The organism is Propioniciclava sp. MC1683, from assembly GCF_014164675.1.
Taxonomy (GTDB): domain Bacteria; phylum Actinomycetota; class Actinomycetes; order Propionibacteriales; family Propionibacteriaceae; genus Propioniciclava.
The window spans coordinates 1-21,138 of record NZ_JACJFX010000035.1 but is presented as its reverse complement, the minus strand read 5'-3'; the positions used below and the strand labels follow the sequence as shown (position 1 = coordinate 21,138).

General features: G+C 71.6%; 20 protein-coding genes. 7 read left to right on the top strand and 13 right to left on the bottom strand.

Annotation, left to right across the window (positions count from 1 at the left end; translation table 11 throughout):
* Nucleotides 1-68: 68 nt before the first annotated feature.
* Complete coding sequence (locus H5397_RS14865) at nucleotides 69-614, bottom strand: TetR/AcrR family transcriptional regulator C-terminal domain-containing protein (RefSeq protein WP_182818377.1); 546 nt, start codon at nucleotides 612-614, stop codon at nucleotides 69-71.
* A 108-nt stretch (nucleotides 615-722) separates the two neighbouring features.
* Between H5397_RS14865 and nhaA the strand changes: the two genes are divergently transcribed.
* From nhaA to H5397_RS14850, 3 genes are all read left to right on the top strand, one after another.
* The gene (gene nhaA / locus H5397_RS14860) at nucleotides 723-2,069 is read left to right on the top strand and encodes a Na+/H+ antiporter NhaA (protein WP_255438965.1); all 1,347 of its coding nucleotides are present in this window, start codon (nucleotides 723-725) and stop codon (nucleotides 2,067-2,069) included.
* Between the two features lie 58 nt (nucleotides 2,070-2,127).
* Entirely contained in the window at nucleotides 2,128-3,534 is a 1,407-nt protein-coding gene (locus H5397_RS14855; RefSeq protein WP_309224382.1) for a malic enzyme-like NAD(P)-binding protein, read from the top strand.
* A gap of 105 nt (nucleotides 3,535-3,639) precedes the next feature.
* Nucleotides 3,640-4,542 (top strand): serine/threonine-protein kinase, encoded by a 903-nt coding sequence (locus H5397_RS14850; RefSeq protein ID WP_182818373.1) that lies wholly within the window; start codon nucleotides 3,640-3,642, stop codon nucleotides 4,540-4,542.
* A 6-nt stretch (nucleotides 4,543-4,548) separates the two neighbouring features.
* Here the strand turns inward: H5397_RS14850 and H5397_RS14845 are convergent, their stop codons facing one another.
* The 8 genes from H5397_RS14845 to H5397_RS14810 all read right to left on the bottom strand — a co-directional run bounded on the left by H5397_RS14845 (nucleotide 4,549) and on the right by H5397_RS14810 (nucleotide 13,984).
* Nucleotides 4,549-7,083, bottom strand: a complete 2,535-nt coding sequence (locus tag H5397_RS14845) for an RNA helicase (protein WP_182818371.1) — start codon at nucleotides 7,081-7,083, stop codon at nucleotides 4,549-4,551.
* An 8-nt stretch (nucleotides 7,084-7,091) separates the two neighbouring features.
* The gene (gene pheT, locus H5397_RS14840; protein ID WP_182818370.1) at nucleotides 7,092-9,656 is read right to left on the bottom strand and encodes a phenylalanine--tRNA ligase subunit beta; all 2,565 of its coding nucleotides are present in this window, start codon (nucleotides 9,654-9,656) and stop codon (nucleotides 7,092-7,094) included.
* On the bottom strand, nucleotides 9,653-10,762 hold the full coding sequence (pheS, locus tag H5397_RS14835) for a phenylalanine--tRNA ligase subunit alpha (protein ID WP_182818368.1): 1,110 nt from the start codon (nucleotides 10,760-10,762) through the stop codon (nucleotides 9,653-9,655). The genes pheT and pheS overlap by 4 nt, the downstream gene beginning before the upstream one ends.
* Nucleotides 10,763-10,793: 31 nt before the next feature.
* On the bottom strand, nucleotides 10,794-11,657 hold the full coding sequence (locus tag H5397_RS14830; RefSeq protein WP_182818367.1) for an RNA methyltransferase: 864 nt from the start codon (nucleotides 11,655-11,657) through the stop codon (nucleotides 10,794-10,796).
* Between the two features lie 111 nt (nucleotides 11,658-11,768).
* Nucleotides 11,769-12,134, bottom strand: coding sequence for a 50S ribosomal protein L20 (rplT, locus tag H5397_RS14825; protein WP_182818365.1), 366 nt, complete (start codon nucleotides 12,132-12,134; stop codon nucleotides 11,769-11,771).
* A gap of 45 nt (nucleotides 12,135-12,179) precedes the next feature.
* Complete coding sequence (gene rpmI / locus H5397_RS14820) at nucleotides 12,180-12,374, bottom strand: 50S ribosomal protein L35 (RefSeq protein ID WP_182818364.1); 195 nt, start codon at nucleotides 12,372-12,374, stop codon at nucleotides 12,180-12,182.
* 86 nt (nucleotides 12,375-12,460) lie between these two features.
* Complete coding sequence (gene infC / locus H5397_RS14815; protein ID WP_182818363.1) at nucleotides 12,461-13,162, bottom strand: translation initiation factor IF-3; 702 nt, start codon at nucleotides 13,160-13,162, stop codon at nucleotides 12,461-12,463.
* A gap of 294 nt (nucleotides 13,163-13,456) precedes the next feature.
* Nucleotides 13,457-13,984: an SseB family protein gene (locus H5397_RS14810; RefSeq protein ID WP_182818362.1), complete on the bottom strand. Its 528-nt coding sequence runs from the start codon at nucleotides 13,982-13,984 to the stop codon at nucleotides 13,457-13,459.
* A 70-nt stretch (nucleotides 13,985-14,054) separates the two neighbouring features.
* Between H5397_RS14810 and H5397_RS14805 the strand changes: the two genes are divergently transcribed.
* A complete protein-coding gene (locus H5397_RS14805) occupies nucleotides 14,055-14,576 on the top strand; it encodes a hypothetical protein (protein WP_182818360.1) in 522 nt (173 codons plus the stop codon).
* 13 nt (nucleotides 14,577-14,589) lie between these two features.
* Here H5397_RS14805 and H5397_RS14800 read toward each other — a convergent pair whose 3' ends face one another.
* Genes H5397_RS14800 through mshC form a run of 4 tightly spaced genes read right to left on the bottom strand, consistent with a single transcriptional unit; the run spans nucleotide 14,590 to nucleotide 17,436 of the window.
* On the bottom strand, nucleotides 14,590-15,039 hold the full coding sequence (locus tag H5397_RS14800; protein WP_182818359.1) for a PH domain-containing protein: 450 nt from the start codon (nucleotides 15,037-15,039) through the stop codon (nucleotides 14,590-14,592).
* Between the two features lie 4 nt (nucleotides 15,040-15,043).
* A complete protein-coding gene (gene hisG / locus H5397_RS14795) occupies nucleotides 15,044-15,889 on the bottom strand; it encodes an ATP phosphoribosyltransferase (RefSeq protein ID WP_220492320.1) in 846 nt (281 codons plus the stop codon).
* Between the two features lie 26 nt (nucleotides 15,890-15,915).
* Nucleotides 15,916-16,179, bottom strand: coding sequence for a phosphoribosyl-ATP diphosphatase (locus tag H5397_RS14790; protein WP_182818357.1), 264 nt, complete (start codon nucleotides 16,177-16,179; stop codon nucleotides 15,916-15,918).
* An 18-nt stretch (nucleotides 16,180-16,197) separates the two neighbouring features.
* The gene (gene mshC / locus H5397_RS14785; RefSeq protein WP_182818355.1) at nucleotides 16,198-17,436 is read right to left on the bottom strand and encodes a cysteine--1-D-myo-inosityl 2-amino-2-deoxy-alpha-D-glucopyranoside ligase; all 1,239 of its coding nucleotides are present in this window, start codon (nucleotides 17,434-17,436) and stop codon (nucleotides 16,198-16,200) included.
* A gap of 136 nt (nucleotides 17,437-17,572) precedes the next feature.
* Here mshC and H5397_RS14780 point away from each other — a divergent pair, with 136 nt between their 5' ends.
* The 3 genes from H5397_RS14780 to H5397_RS14770 all read left to right on the top strand — a co-directional run bounded on the left by H5397_RS14780 (nucleotide 17,573) and on the right by H5397_RS14770 (nucleotide 20,893).
* Complete coding sequence (locus H5397_RS14780) at nucleotides 17,573-18,412, top strand: undecaprenyl-diphosphate phosphatase (RefSeq protein WP_182818388.1); 840 nt, start codon at nucleotides 17,573-17,575, stop codon at nucleotides 18,410-18,412.
* A 14-nt stretch (nucleotides 18,413-18,426) separates the two neighbouring features.
* A complete protein-coding gene (locus H5397_RS14775) occupies nucleotides 18,427-19,392 on the top strand; it encodes an aldo/keto reductase (protein ID WP_182818353.1) in 966 nt (321 codons plus the stop codon).
* Nucleotides 19,393-19,519: 127 nt separating this feature from the next.
* The gene (locus H5397_RS14770) at nucleotides 19,520-20,893 is read left to right on the top strand and encodes an NAD(P)/FAD-dependent oxidoreductase (protein ID WP_182818352.1); all 1,374 of its coding nucleotides are present in this window, start codon (nucleotides 19,520-19,522) and stop codon (nucleotides 20,891-20,893) included.
* Nucleotides 20,894-21,138 lie beyond the last annotated feature (245 nt).

The window sequence follows — 21,138 nt, the reverse complement described above, 5'->3', positions numbered from 1 at the left end:
CGTCTCAGCGCCGACAGCCCGTGCTCCGTGCGCCGCGGCGAAGCGGGAGGCACGACCAGAGCCTGCGCTCAGCGCGCGGACACGCCGTCGAGGATCAGCCCCACCCCGAGGGCGAACGCAGCGTCGGCGTCCATGGCCTTGCCGGGGTCGGCGGGGTGGAACCGTTCCCAGTCGAGCCGCGCCTGTTCCTCGGCGACGTGGCCGAGGACGAAGTACAACAGAGCGGACGCCGCGCCGCGCGCCTCGACGGTGGACAGCCCCGCGGTGGCCAACAGCGTCGCCGGGTGACGCGTGGTGTCGTGGCGCGAGAGGCGGAAGCCACGGGCCGTCGCGACCAACTCGGCCGAGTCGCGGTGGGCGAGCAGGACCGCGCGCAGGCTGGCGGTCCAGGCCTCCACGGCCGGACGCCACAGCCCGAGGGGTTCGTCGACCTCCCCGAGGATCTGGTCCGCGACCCCGGCCAGCAGGGTCTGCTTGTCGGGGACGTGGTGGTAGAGCGCCCCGGGCTGGACCTCGAGCGCGGCGGCGACCCGACGCATGGACAGCCCCTCGAGCCCATCGGCATCCAGGATCGAACGCGCCGCGTCGAGCACCTGGTGCGCGGAGAGGGCCATGGTACGATCGTATCGGCCCGAACCGGCCGCCCGGGGATGGGTACAGTGTTCCCCGGTGTGCCGGGAAGTCTGGTCGGCGTCGATGTCCGACGACCCCGGGAGAATCCCTTGAACCCGTCATCCCCCAGCCGCCTGCGCCGCATCCTGTCGCCCGGCAGCTATCCGGAGCACCTGCGCATCGGCGCGATCCTGCGCAAGGAGACCACCGGCGGCATCATGCTCATGGTGGCCGCCCTGGTCGCCATCATCTGGGCCAACTCCCCCGCGGCCGACTCCTACTTCGCCCTGCGCGACCTGCGCATCGGCCCCGCGTCGCTCCACCTCGACCTGAGCCTCGGCGCGTGGGCGGCGGACGGCCTGCTGGCCGTGTTCTTCTTCCTGGTCGGCCTCGAGCTCAAGCACGAGTTCGTCGCGGGCGACCTGCGCAACCCCCAGCGGGCGATGGTCCCGGTCGTGGCGGCGGCGGGCGGCGTCATCGTCCCCGCGCTGATCTACGCGGCGATCAACTGGGGCCAGGGCGAGACACTGCGCGGCTGGGCGATCCCGACCGCGACCGACATCGCGTTCGCCGTGGCGGTGCTGGCCATCATCGGCTCCCACCTGCCCTCGCCGCTGCGCATCTTCCTGCTGACGCTCGCCGTGGTCGACGACCTGATCGCGATCACGATCATCGCGCTCTTCTACACCGAGTCGGTCAACGTGGTCGCGCTCGGGTTGTTCCTGGTGCCGGTGGCGCTGTACGGCGTCCTCGTCCAGACCCGCCCCCGCTGGTTCGCCGAACGGCCGTGGACGCCGTGGCTCGTCCTGCTCCCGATCGCGGTCGTGGCGTGGGCCCTGCTCCACGAGGCGGGGATCCACGCCACCATCGCGGGCGTCGTCCTGGGCTTCCTGGTCCCCGTGCGCCGCAAGGACCTCGACGCCGGCGAGGGCCACGGCCTGGCCATGACGTTCGAGCACGCCTACCGCCCCCTCTCGACGGGGTTCGCGGTGCCCGTGTTCGCCTTCTTCTCCGCGGGCGTCGCCGTCGGCGGCCTCGACGGCCTCGTCGAGGCGGTCACCTCCCCGGTGGCCCTCGGCATCATCGTCGGCCTCGTGCTGGGCAAGCCGATCGGCATCGTCGCCTCCACGTTCCTGCTGACAAGGTTCACCCGCGCCACGCTCGACCCGGCCCTGCGCTGGGGCGACATGGCCGGCGTCGGCGTGCTGGCCGGCATCGGGTTCACCGTGTCGCTGCTGGTGGGCGAGCTCAGCTTCGGGCTGGGCAGCGACCACAACGACGCCGCCAAGGTGGGCGTGCTGCTCGCCTCGGTCCTGGCCGCGATCCTGGCCGCCGGCATCCTCGTGCCCAGCAACCGGCGGCACCGGGCGGTCGCCCTGGCCGAGGCCAGGGACTCCGATGCCGACGGCGTCCCCGATGCCTTCGACACCGCGCCGCAGGACCCGACCCGCCACTGACGAGGCCGGGAGGTGGGCACGCATGCCGCTGCGGAGCGATTCCCGATAGCCTCCCGGCGTGACCCGCCAGACGCCTTCGCCCGCCTTCTCGATCCGCACCCGCCTCAGCATGGTGAACGAGCCGGGCACGCTCGGCCGCGTCGCCGTGGCCATCGGCGACGTGGGCGCGAACATCACCGCCCTGGAGGGCTTCACCGTCCACGGGGCCGTCCTGCACGACGACATCACGATCTACTGCTACTCCCTCGACCACCAGAACGAGGTCCGGCAGGCCATCGAGGACCTCGAGGGCGTCGAGATCCTCGAGTGGGACGACCGGGTGCACAGCCTGCACGAGGGCGGCAAGATCGCCGTGGTCTCGAAGTCGGAACTCACCGACATGGACGACCTCGCCATGCTCTACACCCCCGGCGTGGCCCGCGAGTGCCGCGCGATCGCGGCCGACCCCGCCCGCTCGTTCACGCACACGATCCGCAAGAACACCGTCGCGATCGTCTCCGACGGCACCGCCGTGCTCGGCCTGGGCAACATCGGCCCGCGCGCCGCCATGCCGGTCATGGAGGGCAAGGCCCAGCTGTTCAAGCACTTCGGCGGGGTGGACGCCTTCCCGATCTGCATCGACACCACCGACCCCGACGAGATCGTCTCGCTGGTGCAGAAGCTCGAGCCCACGTTCGGCGGCATCAACCTCGAGGACATCGCCGCCCCGCAGGCCTTCGACATCGAGGAGCGCCTGGCCGCGTCGATGGACATCCCCGTGTTCCACGACGACCAGCACGGCACCGCGATCGTCGTGGTCGCGGCCCTCATCAACGCCCTGAAGATCGTCGGCAAGGACATCGCGGACATCAAACTCGTCACCGCGGGGGTCGGAGCGGCCGGCATCGCGGTGATGAAGATGGTGATGGCGCTGGGCGCCACCCACATCATCGGCGTCGACCACGCCGGCGTCGTGCACGAGGGCCGTGAGGACCTCGACTCGAGCAAGCGCTGGTTCGCCGAGAACACCAACCCCGACAAGCTCGAGGGCTCGATCACCGACGTGATCGCCGGCGCCGACGTCTTCGTCGGCCTGTCGGCCCCCAACGTGCTGACCGTCGACGACGTGCGCTCGATGGCGCCGAACCCGATCGTGTTCGCGATGGCCAACCCCGACCCCGAGATCCGCCCCGAGCTGATCAAGGACATCGCGGCCGTCATCGCCACCGGGCGCAGCGACTTCCCGAACCAGATCAACAACGTCCTCGCATTCCCCGGCATCTTCCGGGGCGCCCTCGACGCCCGCGCCCGCAGGATCACCGAGAACATGAAGCTGGCCGCCGCGCACGCGATCGCCGACGTGGTCGGCGAGGACCTCAGCCCGGTCCACATCATCCCGACCGTGTTCGACGCCCGCGTGGCCCCGGCCGTGGCCGCCGCCGCCCGCGCCGCCGCGGTCGCCGACGGGGTGTGCCGGGAGGCCTGACGGCAACCGACGGGCCCGATGACGGCGATCGGGGCCTCGGCAAGTATGCTTGTCACGGTCGGATCGCGTCAGGGGCACGCCGACCGACGCGAAGCGGAGGGTGGCATGCAGCGACTGCATCCCGGGTTGGTTCTGGCCGGTCGCTACCGGATGATCCGCCACGTGGCCTCCGGCGGCATGGGCCAGGTGTGGGAGGCCGTCGACGAGACCCTGGAGCGCCAGGTCGCCCTCAAGATCATGCACCCCCACACCCAGGACGAGCTCGCCCTGGTCGAGCGCTTCCGCGACGAGGCGAGGTTCGCCGCCCAGATCTCCCACCCCAACACCGTCACCGTCCACGACTTCGGCGAGCACGAGGGATTGTTCTTCCTCGTCATGGAGTTCGTGGACGGGCCGACCCTCGCCGGAGTCCTCCGCGCCGGGCCGCTGCCCGTCGCGGACGTCCGCCGCCTGCTGGGCCAGCTGGCCTCCGCCCTGGCCGTGGCGCACGACGCCGGCATCATCCACCGCGACATCAAGCCCGCCAACATCCTGATCAGCGGCGACCAGGCCCGGCTGATGGACTTCGGCATCGCGCGCTCGATCGACAGCGACTCGCGCACCATGACCGGCAACGTGCTGGGCACCGCGCACTACCTCAGCCCCGAGCAGGCGATGGGTCAGACGGTCGGCCCGCCGACCGACATCTACGGCCTGGGCGTCCTGGCCCACGAGATGCTGTCGGCGTCGAAGCCGTTCGACAAGGGCACCCCCATCGCGACGGCCCTCGCGCACGTCCAGGACCCACCGCCGCCCTTGCCCGACGACACGCCCGCCGACCTCGAGCAGCTGATCACGGCCTGCCTGGCCAAGGAGCCCGAGGAACGCCCCACCGCCGCCCTGATCGCCCACCTGCTCACCGAGCAGCAGACCGAGGCCGCGACGGCCCCGGCGACGGCCGAGCCGGTCGACGAGGACGCCACCGTGGCGATGCCGGCGCTCCCGCGCCGCGCGCTGTTCGACGACTGAGGCCGGTCAGTCCTGGCGACTGAAGTCGGTGACGTGGACCACCAGGTCGCCGGCCTCGTCGCACTCGTCGAGGTCGACCCACGCGTGCAGTGCCCAGTCGTGGTTGCCCTCCGGGTCGGCCACCACCTGACGCACCTGCCACGTCCGGCCGGCCCGTGAGCCGGTGGCGACCGTCACGTCGAAGTACTTCGGCCCGCGTGCGTCGGCGTCGGTGCCGATCTCGTCGTGCTCGTCCCAGTAGGCGCCCAACGCCTCGTCCCAGTGCGCCCGCGTCATCACGACCGACTGGCCGGTCTCGAGCGTGGCCAGCGTGTCCACGTCATCGTCGGCCATGAGCTCGATGCGCCGCCACATCGCGTTGCGGACCAGCACCCGGAACGCGCGCTCGTTGCCCGTCACCGGTCGGCTCGGCGGCGGGGCCTCGTCGACGGACGCCGCCGGCTCACCCGCGAGGTCGGCCAGCTTGTTCCACTCGTCGATCAGCGAGGAGTCGGTGAGGCGGGTGACCTCGCCGAGCCAGGCGATCAGGTCGGCCAGTTCCTCGGTGCGGGACGCCTCGGGCACCGTCTGCCGCAGGGCCCGGTACGCGTCGGACAGGTAGCGCAGCAGCAGGCCCTCGCTGCGCTGCACCTTGTAGTGCGCCACGAACTCGCCGAACCGCATGCCGCGCTCGTACATGTCCCGCACCACGCTCTTGGGACGCACCGGTGTCTCGGCCAGCCACGGGTGCGCGGCGGCGTAGGTGGCGTGGGCGTGCTCGAGGAACTCCGCGAGCGGCTGCGGCCAGGTCACCTCGTCGAGGGCGTCCATGCGCTCGTCGTACTCCATGCCGTCGGCCTTCATCTCGGCCACGGCCTCGCCGCGCGCACGGAACTGCTGCTGGAGCAGCACCACCATCGGGTTCTCGAGGGTGGCCTCGATGACGCTCACGACGTCGAGGGCGTAGCCGGGGGCCTCGGCGTCAAGGGTCTCGACCACGGCGACCGCGAAGGCTGACAGGGGCTGGTTGAGCGCGAAGTCGCGCTGCAGGTCGACCGCGAGCGCGTGGCGGCGGCCGCCCGCGGTGGGGGCGGCCAGGCGGGTCACGACGCCGGCCCGCAGCAGCGAGCGGCCGATCTGCGCCGCACGCCGGATGAGCCGCCGACGCGTGGCGGCGTCCGGGTCGACGGAGTCGATCAGGCGGGCCACGGCCGCGCCGGTGTCCTCGTCGCGCTGCAGCAGGTTGAGCAGCAGCGCGTGGCTGATCGCCAGCCGCGGGTGCAGCTCCTCGGGCTCGGACTCGACGAGCTTGGTGAAGGTGGTCTCGGTCCAGTTGACGAAGCCCTCGGGCGCCTTCTTGCGGCGCACCGAGCGCAGCTTCTTGGGGTCGTCGGCGAACTTCGCGAGGATCTTCGCGTTCTCGACCTCGTGCTCGGGGGCCTGCGCGACCACGTACCCGACCGTGTCGAAGCCGGCCCGACCGGCGCGCCCGCCGATCTGGTGGAACTCCCGGCTGCGCAGGATGCGCTGGCGGCGCCCGTCGAACTTGGTCAGCGCCGAGAACAGCACGGTGCGGATCGGCACGTTGATGCCCACCCCGAGCGTGTCGGTGCCGCAGATCACCGCGAGCAGGCCGCGCTGGGCGAGGCGCTCGACGAGGCGGCGGTAGCGCGGCAGCATGCCCGCGTGGTGCACGGCGATGCCGGCGCGCAGCAGCTTGGCCAGGCTCTGGCCGAAGCCCGACGCGAACGGGAAGCCCTTGAGCTCCTCGGCCAACTCGGCCCGGCGTCCCGCGTCGGTGACGCCCTGGCTGAGCAGCGCCTGGGCCCGCTCCACCGCCGCGGCCTGCGTGGAGTGCACGACGTACACCGGGGCCTGGTGGGTCGCCACGAGCTGGGAGATCGTCTCGTGGATCGGCTCCAGCGACCACGCGTACGACAGCGGCACCGGGCGGGTGACCCCGCCGATGACGGCCGTGGGCCGGTCCGTGGTGGCCTCGAGGCGTCCGGCGAGCTTGGTGACGTCACCCAGCGTGGCCGACATGATCACGAACTGCGCCTGCGGCAGCTCCACCAGCGGCACGTGCCAGGCCCAGCCCCGGTCGGGGTCGGCGATGAAGTGGAACTCGTCCATGACGACCTGGCCGACGTCGGCGTCCGCCCCCTCGCGCAGGGCGATGTTGGCCAGGATCTCGGCGGTGCAGCACACGATCGGCGCGTCCCCGTTGACCGAGGCGTCGCCGGTGACCATGCCCACGTTCGCCGCCCCGAAGGTGTCGACGAGCGCGAAGAACTTCTCGCTGACCAGCGCCTTGATGGGCGCCGTGTAGTAGGTGCGCTGCCCCGCCGCCCGCGCCGCGAAGTGCGCCGCGGTGGCGATGAGCGACTTGCCGCTGCCCGTCGGGGTGGTGACGACGACGTTGCTGCCCGAGAGGACCTCGATGAGCGCCTCGTCCTGGTGCGGGTAGAGCACCAGCCCGTCGCGCTGCGCCCACGCGCTGAACGAGTCGTACAGCGCGTCGGCGTCGGCGACGTCGTCGGGGAAGAACGGCAGCAGGGTCATCGACGACCTCAGGCGCGCAGCTCGGCCCCGAAGCGCTCGACGGCAGCGGCGACGGACGCCTCGCGCACGGCCGCGGCGTCGGCGTCGGTGAGCGTGCGGTCGGACGCCCGCAGGCGCAGCGCGAACGCCACCGACTTCTTGCCCTCGGGCACCTGCGCGCCGCGGTAGATGTCGAACAGCCGCACGGACTCCAGCAGCTCTCCCCCACCGGACTCGACGGCGGCCTGGAGCTCGGCCACGGGCACGGACTCGTCCACGATCAGCGCGATGTCCTCCTTGGCCACCGGCTGCGCCGACACGGGGTCGAGCACGCCGGCGCCGCCGAACAGGCTGACCAGCAGGTCGAGGTCGAGCTCGACCGCCGCGGTGCGTGCGGGCAGCTCGAAGGCCTTGACCACGCTCGGGTGCAGCTCGCCGGCGTAGCCGACGACGGTGTCGCCGACCACGAGCTCGGCGCACCGGCCGGGGTGCCACGGCGCCTGCTGGGCGGCGCGGCGCTCCAGCGGCACGCCGACCACGCCCGCGGCCACCTCGGCGAAGGCGATCGCCTGGGTCCAGGACGCCGGCGTCGCGGCCCCCTGCCACCCGGCGGGCTGCCAGGCGCCCGTCAGGACGGCGGCCAGGTTGCGCGGCTGCCACGGGATGGCGCGCTCGATGCCCTCGAGCTCGTCGTCGCTGGGCCGGCCGGCGACCGACGGCAGCGGGGCCGCCTCGCCGGTCTCGGAGGCGAAGAACACCCGGCCCGCCTCGAAGAGCGCGAGGTCGTCGGCGCCGCGTGACGCGTTGCGCGCGACGGCCCCGAACAGCCCCGGCAGCAGCGAGGTGCGCAGCAGCGGCGCCGTCTCGGCCAGCGGGTTGCTCAGGGCGACGGTGCGGCGGCGCGGGTCGTCGGCGTCCAGGCCGAGCGCGTCGGCGTCGGCGTCCGAGGCCCACGGGAAGGTCAGCACCTCGACGAAACCGGACGCCGCCAGCGCGCGGCCGATGGCGCGGCGCAGCTTCTGCTCAGTGGTGTAGCCGTGGCTCACCGGGGCCGTCGGCACGATCGAGGGCAGGTGGTCGTAGCCGACCTTGATGCCGACTTCCTCGACGTAGTCGTAGGCGTCGACGAGGTCGGCGCGCCACGACGGCGGCGTCAGGGTGAGCGTGTCGCCGTCGCGGGCGACCTCCACCCCGGAGGCGGTGAGGATCTCGACCACGCGGTCGGCGTCCACGGGCATGCCGAGGATGCGCTGCGGCAGGCCGGCGTCGATCGTCTGCACCGGCATGGCGGGGACCGCACCGGCGACCGTCTCGGCCGCGAGGCGTCCGCCACCGAGCTCGATGAGCAGGTCGGCGACGCGGCGGGCGGCGCCGTAGGCGGCCCCCGGGTCGACCGAGCGCTCGAAGCGCCGCGAGGCCTCGGAGCCCAGCTTGTGCCGGCGCGAGGTGCGCGCGATCGAGACCGGGTCGAAGTTGGCGGCCTCGATCACGATGCGGGTCGTGGTGTCGCGCAGCTCGGTGTCCTCGCCGCCCATGACGCCGGCGATGCCGATGGGGCCACGGTCGTCGGTGATGACCAGGTCGGCCTCGTCCAGCGTGCGCACGACGTCGTCGAGCGTGGTGATGGTCTCGCCCGGCTTCGCCTGGCGCACCACGATCGCGCCCTGCAGGGCGTCGGCGTCGTAGCAGTGGTTGGGCTGGCCGGTCTCGAGCATCACGTAGTTGGAGATGTCGACGCTCAGCGAGATCGAGCGCATGCCGCACGCGGCGAGGCGCTGCTTCATCCAGGCCGGCGACTCGGCGGTGGGGTCGAAGCCCTCCACCGTGAGCGCGACGAACAGCGGGCAGGCCTCGGACTCGAGCACGACGGGGTGGCCGCCCTGGCTCGGGGCCGGGGTGGCGTGGGCGATGACGTCGCGGTAGCCGACGCCGAGGGCCTGGGACGCCTCGCGGGCCAGGCCGCGCACGCTCAGGCAGTGCCCCATGTCGGGGGTGACCGGCATGTCGAGGACGTCGTCGGACACGCCCATGGCTTCCAGCGCCGGGGCGCCGATGGTCCAGGGGTTGCCCGCGTCGTCGGCGTCACCGAGCACGATGATGCCGGTGTGGTCCTCGCCCAGGCCCAGCTCGTCCTCGGCGCAGATCATGCCGTCGGAGACGTGCCCGTAGGTCTTGCGCGAGCCGATCGGGAACGGGCCGGGCAGCGTGGCGCCCGGGAGCGCGACCACGACGTGGTCGCCGGGGACGAAGTTCAGTGCGCCGCAGATGACACCGCGCGGCCAGTAGGCGTCACCGGACGCCGTGGCCAGTTCCGCGACCTCCCCGCCCTTGGCCAGCGGGCCGGGGGCGGCGTCCGGGGCGTGCTCGGGGCCGACGTCGACGTGGCACCAGCGGATGGTCTTGCCGTTCTTCTGCGCCTCCTCGACGAAGTCGACGACGCGGCCGATGACGACCGGCCCCGACACGTCGCCGCCGATGGTCTCGACCTGCTCGACCTCCAGCCCGGCGCTGACCAGCGCGTCCGCCAGCTGCCACACGCCGAGGCCGGCGGGCAGGTCGGCGTACTCGGCGATCCAGCTCTTGGTTGCCCTCACCGGGACTCTCCCTTCAGCATCCGGCTGAACCGGACGTCTCCCTCGACCATGTCGCGCATGTCGGCGGCGTTGTTGCGGAACATCAGCGTGCGCTCGATGCCCATGCCGAACGCGAAGCCCGAGTAGACGCTCGAGTCGACGCCGGCGGCCTCCAGCACGCGCGGGTTGACGACGCCGCAGCCGCCCCACTCGATCCAGCCCTCGCTGCGGCAGGTCTTGCAGGGCGCGTCGGGGTTGCCCACCGAGGCGCCGTGGCACACGAAGCACTCGAGGTCGTACTCGGCGCTCGGCTCGGTGAACGGGAAGTAGTTGGGGCGGAACCGCGTGCGGATGTCGCCGAACATCTCGCGTGCCAGGTGGTCGAGGGTGCCCTTGAGGTGGGCCATGGTGATGCCCTGGTCGACGACGAGGCCCTCGATCTGGTGGAACACCGGGACGTGCGTCGCGTCGAACTCGTCGGCGCGGTAGACCTTGCCGGGGCACACGACGTAGACCGGCAGCTCACGGTCGAGCAACGACCGGATCTGGACCGGCGAGGTGTGGGTGCGCATCACGACGTGGCTGTTGGCCGGCGCCACGAACAGGGTGTCGGTCTCGCCCCGCGCGGGGTGGTCGGGGCTGATGTTGAGCGCGTCGAAGTTCAGCCACTCGGCCTCGGCCTCGGGACCCTCGGCGACCTCCCAGCCCATGGCGACGAAGACGTCGCTCATCAGGTCGATCAGGCCCGTGATCGGGTGGATCGCACCCTGCGGGGCCAGCGCCACCGGCAGCGTGACGTCGACGGTCTCCTCGACCAGGGCACGCTCCAGCTCGGCGGCCTCGACCTTGGCCTGACGTGCCGCGAGGCCCTCGGTGATCAGGGCGCGGGCGGCCCCGATGCGCTGGCCGGCGTCCTTGCGGGCGGCCGGAGGCAGCGCGCCGATCTCACGGTTGGCCAGCGCGATGGGCGCCCGCTCACCGGCGTGGGCCAGGCGGGCCTCCTTCAACGCCGCACTGTCGGACGCCGCGGCGAACGCCGCCAGCGCAGCCGCCACCATCGCGTCCAGGGACTCCGCGCTCAGCGCGGCCACCTGCTTCGGGTCGTAGTTGTCGTTCGGCCCGGACATGGGCCCTCCTTGTCGGTTCGTTCGTCGACGCTCAGTTGGTGGCGCGCTGGGCCGAGGCCGAGGCGTACAGGCAGATCGCGGCCGCGGTGGCCAGGTTCAGGGACTCGGCGTGGCCGTAGATCGGCACGGCGACCGTCTGGTCGGCCAGGGCGAGGTGCTCGCTCGGCAGGCCCCAGGCCTCGTTCCCCATCACCCACGCGGTGGGGCGGGACAGCTCGGCGTCCAGGTCGGTGAGGTCGACACCGGCGTCACCGTCGGTGGCGAAGACCTGCATGCCGGCGGCGCGGCAGGCCTCGATGGCCTGCTCCAGCGGCACGCCGGTCACGACGGGCAGGTGGAAGATGCTGCCGACGCTGGCGCGCACGGTCTTGGGGTTGTACACCTCGACCGAGTCGGTGCTGAGGATGACCGCGTCGGCGCCGAACGCGTCGGCGCACCGGATGACGGTGCCGGCGTTGCCGGGGTCGCGGATCTGGGCGCAGATCACGATGAGCCCGACGTCCTTGCGGCGGTGCTTCTTCTTCTCCACTGCCGGGTTCTTGCGCCTGGTGCCGAGCAGCTCGCTCAGCGTGATGTCGATGTTGCGCGCCACGGCCGTGATGCCCTGCGGGGTCACGGTGTCGGACATGGTGGCGAGGTTCTGCTCGCTGACCGCGTACACCTGCACGCCGGAGGAGCGGGCGAGGTCGATGAGGTCGAGGTTGTCGTGGACGCTGGCCCAGCGCACGAACAGCCACTTCACGACGCCGGGGGCCTTCAGGGCCTCGCGCACGGCCTGGCGGCCCTCGACGAGGAACTCCCCCGCATCCTTGCGCTCCTTGCTTCGCAGCAGCTTGCGTGCCTCTCGCAGGACAGCCTGGCTCGGCTCGTCCAGCTCGATCCGTTCGGGGCTCATCTCACCATCCTCGTCGTCGTTCGGGTTCACCTTGCCACACCTGATCCGGCACGAAGCGGCAGCCCCCGGGAGTGGACCCGGGAACTGCCGCTGTCGTGTCGTGCGCGTGGCTCAGGCAGCCGCGGGCTGGTTGGCCTTGGCCAGCTCGACGAGCTTCGCGAACGCGTTCTCGTCGGTGACGGCCAGGTCGGCCAGGATCTTGCGGTCGACCTCGACACCAGCGGTCTTGAGGCCCGAGATGAAGCGGTTGTACGTCATGCCGTTGGCGCGGGCAGCGGCGTTGATGCGCTGGATCCACAGCGAACGGAAGTCGCCCTTCTTGTCCTTGCGGTGGGCGTAGCTGTAGGTATAGCTGTGGAGCATCTGCTCCTTCGCCTTGCGGTAGAGGCGCGAACGCTGCCCCCGGTAACCGGAGGCGAGCTCCAGCACCTCGCGGCGCTTCTTCGCCGCGTTCACTGCGCGCTTGACGCGAGCCATGATCGATCTCCTTGTTGTCTGTGCGTGTGGTGGTGGGGGCTGGCCTTACAGGCCGAGCAGCTTCCGCGCGGTCTTCTGGTCGGCCTTGCTCAGGGCGACGTCGTTGCTCAGGCGGCGCGTGCGCTTGGTGGGCTTGTGCTCGTTGAGGTGGCGCTTGCCCGCGCGCTGGCGCATGAGCTTGCCGCTCCCGGTGACCCGGATGCGCTTCTTGGCACCGGAGTGCGTCTTCATCTTCGGCATGTCGCCGCTCTCTTTCTCTCGTGAACTCGCGTTCGGTCCGGGGCCCGCGCCGAGCCGGTGGGCTGGCACGTGGACCCGGGAGTCTCTTACAGGTCGATGTCGGGGTCCAGGTTGTCGGCCGGCCCCCGCTTCTTCTTCGGCTGGGCCGCGGCATGCTCGGCGGCGCGGTGCTCGGCGAGCTGGCGCGCCTCCTCCTCGGCGGCCGCCCTGCGCTGCGACATGCGCGCCTCCTTGGCGGCCTCGCCCTCGGCACGCGCCTCGGCCTTCTTGCGGGTCGGGGCGAGCACCATCAGCATGTTGCGGCCGTCCTGCCGCGGCTGGCTCTCGACGGTGCCGTCCTCGGCGACGTCCTCGGCCAGCTTCTTCAGCAGGTTGAAACCGAGCTCGGGACGGCTCTGCTCGCGACCACGGAACATGATCGTGATCTTGACCTTGTCGCCGGCCTTGAGGAAGCGGACCACGTGGCCCTTCTTCGTCTCGTAGTCGTGCTCGTCGATCTTCGGGCGGAGCTTCATCTCCTTGATGACGGTGTTCGCCTGGTTGCGGCGGCTCTCACGCGCCTTCTGCGCGGACTCGTACTTGAACTTGCCGTAGTCCATGAGCTTGGCGACCGGCGGGCGGGCCTGCGCGGCAACCTCGACGAGGTCGAGGTCGGCCTCGCGAGCCAGGCGCAGGGCGTCGTCGATGCGCACGATGCCGACCTGCTCGCCGTTGGGGCCAACAAGACGAACCTCGTTCGCATGGATGCGCTCGTTGATGCGCGGTTCGGTGCTGATGTGTTCCTCCATCGTTCGTGGTGTGGCTCGCCCACGAAAAAAGGCCCCCGCAGCGTGCGGGAGCCCAAGCCGACGGCACTCACCCTCTCAACGAGGGGCACCTGGACCCGGCAGCCGTGAGGCCGATCGGGTGGGAGCTTGGCGACTCCACTTGCCACGGACGCACCTTCTCAGGTGGTCGAACCGGACCAGCATAGCGGACGGCTGGGCCCGGACCCAATCGGGGCGAGGGGCGCGACACTCACCTTCGTCACATCCACGGGGGAAGGCAAGCCCCCTCAGGCGTGACAACGGTGAGTGTCGTGCTCAGTGCCCGTGGTCGTCGCCGGCGTCCTCGCGGTCGAGATACATCCAGCCGAAGCCGCCGTCGGGGAGCTCCACCAGCCGGTGACCCTGGGCCAACTCGTCGATGACGCCCGCCTCGATCACCAGGGGGTGCGGCCCCGGCAGGTCGATGACGACCGCGGCCGACTTCGTCTCGACCGCGGTTGCCGCCACGTCGTCCAGCGTGCACGGGACCGGGCGGGCGTCGGGCTTCCAGGCGTTCAGGGAGTCGATGCCGGTGAACACCGGGACCGCGGTGGCCCCCGAGTCAGAGCGCACCAGCACCGCCGCCATCTCGGCGTGGCGGTCAGGGTCGGGGCCCGAACCGGGCTCCCCCTCGTCGCCGGCAGCCACGATCGGCAGCAGCAGACGGGCGGTGCACAGGGCCGCGATGGCCCGGTGGTAGTTCGTGCCGCCGTCGTACGCCGTGGCCAGGATCGAGCGCAGCTCGGGGTCGGGGTGTCCGTGGTCCCCCGCGAAGGCGGCGTTGGGCTGTCCGAGCGTCTTCATGGGCATCACCGTTGCACAACCGGGGCAACCACCCAAACCGCGCCCACGTCCAGCCCGTACGCTGGTGCCCATGGACCCCAATGTTCTCCACCTGGTCGTCGCCGCCGTGCTGACCGTCGCGTTCGTCGTCATCACCGCGCTGGTCTGGTCGCGCGCCCAGGTCAAGACGGTCTTCTGGTGGATCGGGCTCAGCCTGCTGCCCATGGGGCTCTACCTGCTCGGCCTCGCCCCCGCCGTCGTCGGCGCGTACGAGACGCTGCGCGACTGGGCCTACGCCCTCCAGCTCACGCCGGTGGCGTGGGTCGGCATCGCCCTGGCCGGGCTGTCGGCGCTGCTGATGCTCGGCTCGCGGCTCATCCCGTCGGAGTCCTACCGCGACCGCCGCGCCGCGCAGAAGGAGAAGAAGGCCAAGGCTGCTGCCTCCGGCTCGGCGCGCCCCCAGGTCGGCAGCGGGACGCCGTCCCGGCCGGCTGCCCAGGCCCCGGCTCCCCGGCCCGCGAGCCAGCCGCGGCCCGCGGCGTCCAAGGGCGGGAGTGGGGACGCCGAGATGGACGAGATCACCGAACTGCTGCGCAAGCGCGGCATCAACTGACGCCGCGCGCGCCTCAGCGCGCGAGGTACTTGGCGGCGACGGCAGCGAGGCCGTCGAACTGCTCCTGGGCCAGGCGGCCGTCGGAGCGCATGATCCCCAGCACCGGGCGGTCGGAGGTGTCGGCCAGCTCGACGAACGCCCAGTGGTCGGCCGGGCCGAAGCGCACCGACGCGATCTCCGACCACGGGATCTCGTGGGTGACGGCCATGTTGCGGAACTTCATGCCCTGCGGGCCCGCCTTGACGTAGCCGAGGGCCGCGGCCCAGACGATGCCCAGCATCACGGCCACGAAGAAGATGAGCGTGGCGATCTGGAAGCCGTTGAAGAGGACCCGGATGTTCTGGGGAAGCATGAACCACCCGAACACGGCGGCACCACCCATCACGATCGTCCAGATCGCAGCCTGGCGGCGCAGCATGTGCGGGTGCGCCGTGAACTCCCACGTGGAGGTGTTGTCAGCCATGTGGTCAGAGCCTACAAGCCGCGATGTCGGTGACGAGGATGCCCTCGGCGCCCACGTTCCACAGCTCGTCCATGATCGTCGGCGCGTCCTTGGCCGGGATCATCGCGCGGACGGCGAGCCAGCCCTCGCGGGCCAGGTGCGACACGGTCGGGCTGTCGATGCCCGGCGTGATCGCGCTGGCGCGCTCGAGGTTCGAGGCGGCGACGTTGTAGTCGATCATCTTGTAGTTGCGCGCGGTCATCACGCCGGCGAGGCGGCGGGTGAGCCGGTCGAGCCCCTCGGGCCGGTCGACGCCGGTGGGCTGGATCAGGATGGCCTCGGAGATCAGGATCGGCTCGCCGAACATCTCCAGGCCGGCCCGCTTCAGGGTCGACCCGGTCTCGACGACGTCGGCCACGGCGTCCGCGACGCCCAGCTTGACCGCGGACTCCACCGCGCCGTCCAGCTTGATCAGGCGGGCGTTGATGCCGCGCTCGGACAGCCAGGCGCCCAGCAGGCCGGGGTAGGAGGTGGCGATGCGCTTGCCCTCGAGGTCGGACGCCGTCCACGACGAGCCGCCGGGCGCGGCGAAGCGGAACCGGGTGCCGCCGAAGCCGAGCGCCAGCACCTCCTGGGCCGAGGCGCCCGAGTCGAGCAGCATGTCGCGGCCGGTGAAGCCGAGGTCGAGCGTGCGCTCCCCCACGTACACCGCGATGTCGCGCGGGCGCAGGTAGTAGAACTCGACGCCGTTGGCCTCGTCGACGAGCACGAGGTCCTTGCTGTCGGAGCGCTGCTTGTAGCCGGCCTCGGTCAGCATCGCGTGCGTGGCCTCGGCCAGCGAGCCCTTGTTGGGCAGCGCGATGCGCAGCAGGGGACGGTCGTTCACTTCGGCTCCGATCACAGGTAGCGGTAGACGTCGTCGAGGGTGATGCCCTTGGCGACCATGAGCACCTGCACGTGGTAGAGCAGCTGGCTGATCTCCTCGGCGGCCTCGTCGTGGGACTGGAACTCGGCGGCCATCCAGGTCTCGGCGGCCTCCTCGACGATCTTCTTGCCGATGAAGTGGACGCCGGCGTCCAGCTCGCGCACGGTGCCCGAGTTCTCGGGTCGGGTCCTCGCCTTCTCGGTGAGTTCGGCGAACAGCTCCTCGAACGTCTTCACGTGGCGTGAGTCTACGTCTCAGACCCGGACGCCCAGCAGCGCGTCCACCAGCGTCAGGACCTCGGTGACGCTCTCGGTCTCGTCGGTCTCGACGGCCGCCGAGGCCGCGACCCAGGTGTCGACCGCGGCCAGCGCGGCCGGGGCGTCGAGGTCGTCACGGAGGGCGTCCCGGATCGCCTGGACCGTCTCGGTGGCGGGGAACGCGGTCGGGTTGTTCGCGATGGACCGCCACGCCGCCAGCCGCTCGGTGGCCCGCTCGAGGTCGGCGTCGGTGTACTCCCAGTCGGAGCGGTAGTGGTGGTCGAGCAGCACCAGCCGGATCGCCATCGGGTCGACGCCCGCCGCGCGCAGCTTCGAGACGAGCACCAGGTTGCCCTTGGACTTGCTCATCTTCTCGCCCTGGTAGCCGACCATGCCGCCGTGCACGTAGGCGCGGGCGAAGGGCTGGCCCGTGGCCGCGCGGCCCTGGCTGGCGCTCATCTCGTGGTGCGGGAAGACCAGGTCGGAGCCGCCGCCCTGCACGTCGAAGGCGGGCCCGAGGTGCTCCAAAGCGATGGCGGTGCACTCGATGTGCCAGCCGGGACGCCCCTTGCCGAGCGGGGAGTCCCAGCTCGGCTCACCGTCGCGCTCGAGCCGCCACACGAGGCAGTCGAGGGCGTCGCGCTTGCCGGGGCGCTCGGGGTCGCCGCCGCGCTCGCCGAAGATGGCCAGCGCGGCCTCGCGGTCGAGGTGGGAGACCTCACCGGCGCCGGGGGCGGCGCTGCAGGCGAAGTACCAGTCGGGGTGCTCGGGGTCGTCGACCTGGTAGACCAGCCCGGTCGGGACCAAGCGCTGGATCAGCTCGGTGACCAGCGGGACCGACTCGACCGCGCCGACGTAGTGGTCGGGCGGGATGACCCGCAACGCCTCCATGTCGGTGCGGAACAGCTGCGTCTGGTCCTCGGCCAGCTCCACCCAGTCGACGCCGGTGGCCTCGGCGCGCTCCAGCAGCGGGTCGTCGACGTCGGTGACGTTCTGGGTGTAGGTGACCTCGAGGCCGGCGTCGCGCCAGGTGCGCACGAGCAGGTCGAAGGCGACGTAGGTGTTGGCGTGGCCCAGGTGGGTCGCGTCGTACGGCGTGATGCCGCACACGTACAGGCGGGCGGGGCCGTCGGCGGGGCCGACCTCCACGAGTTCGCCGGTGGCGGTGTCGTGCACACGCGGACGCCGCGGGTCCGGGGACACGCGGGGGACGTCGGGGCGCGACCACGCCTTCATGGGACTCCTCGGGGCGACTCACCGGGCGTGGCACCGTGCCACGCGCGCTCGCCAGCCTAACGTGGCCCGTGCGGGGTACGCTGGCCCGGCCGTGGGCGCCGAGACGACTGTGCCCGGGAACGAGAGGGAACACATGTTGGAGTGGTGGCAGTCGGTGATCCTCGGGATCGTCGAGGGCGTCACGGAGTTCCTCCCCATCAGCTCCACCGGTCACCTCACCGTGGTCGAGAAGCTGATGGGCCTGCAGATCAACGACCCGTCGGTGACGGCGTACACGGCGATCATCCAGATCGGCGCCATGGTCGCCTCGATCGTCTACTTCTGGGGCGACATCATCCGCATCGCCGGGGCGTGGTTCGCCGGCCTGGCGAACAAGGAGCGCCGCGGCCCCGACTACCAGCTCGGCTGGGCCGTCATCGTCGGCTTCACCGTGACCGCGGTCGTCGCCCTGCTCCTCAAGGACCTCATCGAGGGCCCCCTGCGGTCGCTGTGGTTCGTGGTGGGCGGCCTGCTGGTGTGGAGCGTGGCCATGTTCGTCGGCGACCGGGTCGGCAAGCAGGAACGCGGCGAGGACTCGATCACGTGGAAGGACGGCGCGCTGCTCGGCCTCGTCCAGTGCCTCTCGCTGGTGCCGGGCGTGAGCCGCTCGGGTGCCACCATCACCGGGGCGCTGTTCCTCGGCATCGACCGTGTCACCGCCACGCGGATGAGCTTCTTCCTCGGCATCCCCACGCTCGTGGCGGCCGGGTCGTTCCAGGCCGTCACGTCGGCGTCCGACATCGCCGCCCCCGGCGGCATCGGCTGGGTCGCCACCATCATCGGCATCGTCGTGTCGTTCGTCGTCGCCTACGCCTCCATCGCGTGGTTGCTGAAGTTCGTGGCCACCAACGACTTCACCGCGTTCGTCGTCTACCGCGTGGTCGTCGGACTGGTCATCGCCGGCCTGCTGCTGGCGAACGTGATCACGCCGGTGTAGCTATCGTGGCCGCCATGTTGCGCCGGAGTGTGGGGACCAGCGGGTTGACCGTCGGACGCCTCGGGCTCGGCACGATGACCTGGGGGCGCGACACCCGCCCCGAGGACGCCAAGGAGGTGCTGCGCGCGTTCGTGGCCGCCGGTGGCGACCTCGTCGACACCGCGCCCGCCTACTCGCGGGGCGCGGCCGAGCGTATCCTCGGCAAGCTGCTGCGCACCGACATCGACCGGGACGACGTGGTGATCGCCACCAAGGCCGGGTTCACCTTCCGCGACGGCGTGCGGGTCGTGGACACCTCGCGACGGGTGCTGCTGGACGACCTGCACGAGTCCCTGCGCCGGCTGGGCACCGACCACATCGACGTCTGGCAGGTTCACGCCTGGGGGCAGGCCCCGCTCGAGGAGACCCTTGCGGCCCTCGACCACGCGGTGTCGACCGGTGTGGTGCGCTACGCGGGCGTGTCGAACTTCGTCGGCTGGCAGACCGCGGCAGCGGCGACGTGGCAGTCGGCGTTCCCCGGGCGGGCGCGCCTGGTGAGCAACCAGGTCGAGTACTCCCTGCTGGCCCGCCGGGCCGAGGTCGAGGTCCTGCCCGCCCTGCGCCACTTCGAGATGGGCTTCTTCCCGTGGTCCCCCATGGGCCGCGGCGTCCTCACCGGCAAGTACCGCGGCGGGGTGCCCCGCGACTCGCGGGCGGCGACGGCGCACTTCGGCTGGTACGTCGAGCCCTACCTCGAGGCCCGTTCGCGCGCCGTGGTCGAGGCGGTGGCGAAGGCCGCCGACGGGCTCGGGGTGTCGCCGCTGCAGGTGGCGTGGCTGTGGGTCCGGGACGCCCCGGGCGTGACCGCCCCCCTGCTCGGGGTCCGGACCGCCGCCCAGCTGGCCCCCTACCTCGAGGCGGAGCCGATGACCCTGCCGCCCGAGATCGCCGCCGCCCTCGACGACGTGTCGGGCGGCCAAAATGAGGCACGCACCACCTGAACCACCCGCAACCCTGATCCCGGGCAGACGCGGACGCCGGCGTGCCCCAGGTGCTGCGCCACGTCACCGCGAAGGTGGGACCCGTCGGCTGACGTACGCTGGCGACCTCACGAGGGAAGGGGTTGACATGCCCAAGCAGCGCGTCGTCGTCATCGGGTCCGGCTTCGGGGGCTTGTTCACGGCCAAGGCACTCCGGGACGCGGATGTGGCCGTGACGCTGATCTCGAAGACCAGCCACCACCTCTTCCAACCGTTGCTCTACCAGGTCGCGACGGGGATCCTCTCCGAGGGCTCCATCGCCCCGGCCACCCGCGAGATCCTGCGCGGCCACCGCAACACCACCGTCGTCACCGGCCTGGTGACCGACATCGACACCGAAGCGCGCACGGTCACCCACCGGCACCACGACACCGAGACCACCACGCCCTACGACCACCTGGTCGTGGCCGCGGGGGCGGGCCAGAGCTACTTCGGCAACGACCACTTCGCCACCTACGCGCCCGGCATGAAGACCATCGACGACGCCCTCGAACTGCGCGCCCGCATCTTCTCCGCCTTCGAGAACGCCGAGATCGCGGACTCCCCCGAGGAGCGGCAGAAGCTGCTCACCTTCGTGGTCGTCGGCGCCGGACCGACCGGCGTGGAGATGGCCGGCCAGATCGCCGAGCTCTCCCGCGTCACGCTGCGGGGGCAGTTCCGGCGCATCGATCCGGCCGCCGCGCGCATCATCCTGATCGATGGCGCAGACCAGGTCCTGCCCCCGTTCGGTCCCCGCCTCGGGCGCAGCACCCAGCGGTCGCTGGAGCGGTCCGGCGTCGAGGTCGTGCTGAACGCGATCGTGACCGAGGTGGATTCCGAGTCCGTCACCTGGCGCACGGCTGACGGGCAGACGACGCGCGTGCCGTCGGCGGCCAAGGTCTGGGCCGCGGGCGTCCGGGGCAGCGAGCTCGGCGCCCTGCTGGCCGCCCGGACCGGCGTCCCCCTCGACCGCGCCGGGCGTGTGGTCGTCGACGAACACCTCGCGGTCCCCGGGCACCCCGAGGTCACCGTCATCGGCGACCTCGCCGCCGTCCCCGACGTCCCGGGCGTCGCCCAGGGAGCGATTCAGGGCGCACGGTTCGTCGCCCGGCGCATCGCCGCCAGGGCCGCAGGCCGCGAGCCCGACCCCGCCCCGTTCCGGTACACCGACAAGGGGTCGATGGCGACCATCTCCAAGTTCGCCGCCGTCGTGAAGATCGGACGCCTCGAGCTCACCGGGGTCGTCGCCTGGGCGGCCTGGCTCTTCCTGCACCTGCTCTACATCGCCGGGTTCAAGTCCCGCATCACCACGCTGCTGCACTGGGCGATCAGCTTCCTCGGCACGGGTCGCACCGAACGCGTGATCACCAACCAACAACTCGTCGGACGCCTCGCGCTGGAGCACCTCGGCCAACGAGTCACCGGACGCCTCCTGCGTGGCGAGACCAACGTCCGCGGCGAGCAGCCGCGACGCGACGCCTGACCAGCCACCCGCGGGGGGCGGCCGGACTCTCGGCGCCCCCGCACGGCGGCCCGGATGCCGCGCCGGCCTGCTTGGCCCCGGGCACGCATGCGCGCCCGGGGCCAAGCAGTGGACCATGTCAGACGGTATGAGCAGCTCCTCTTGTGTGAGGGGTTGCGGGCCAGGGCCTCTCTCGCGCATGTTCGTGGGTTACCGAACGAGGGTGGTCCTTGGTTCGGCCTATCCACAGTCGTGAGGAGGCCCCG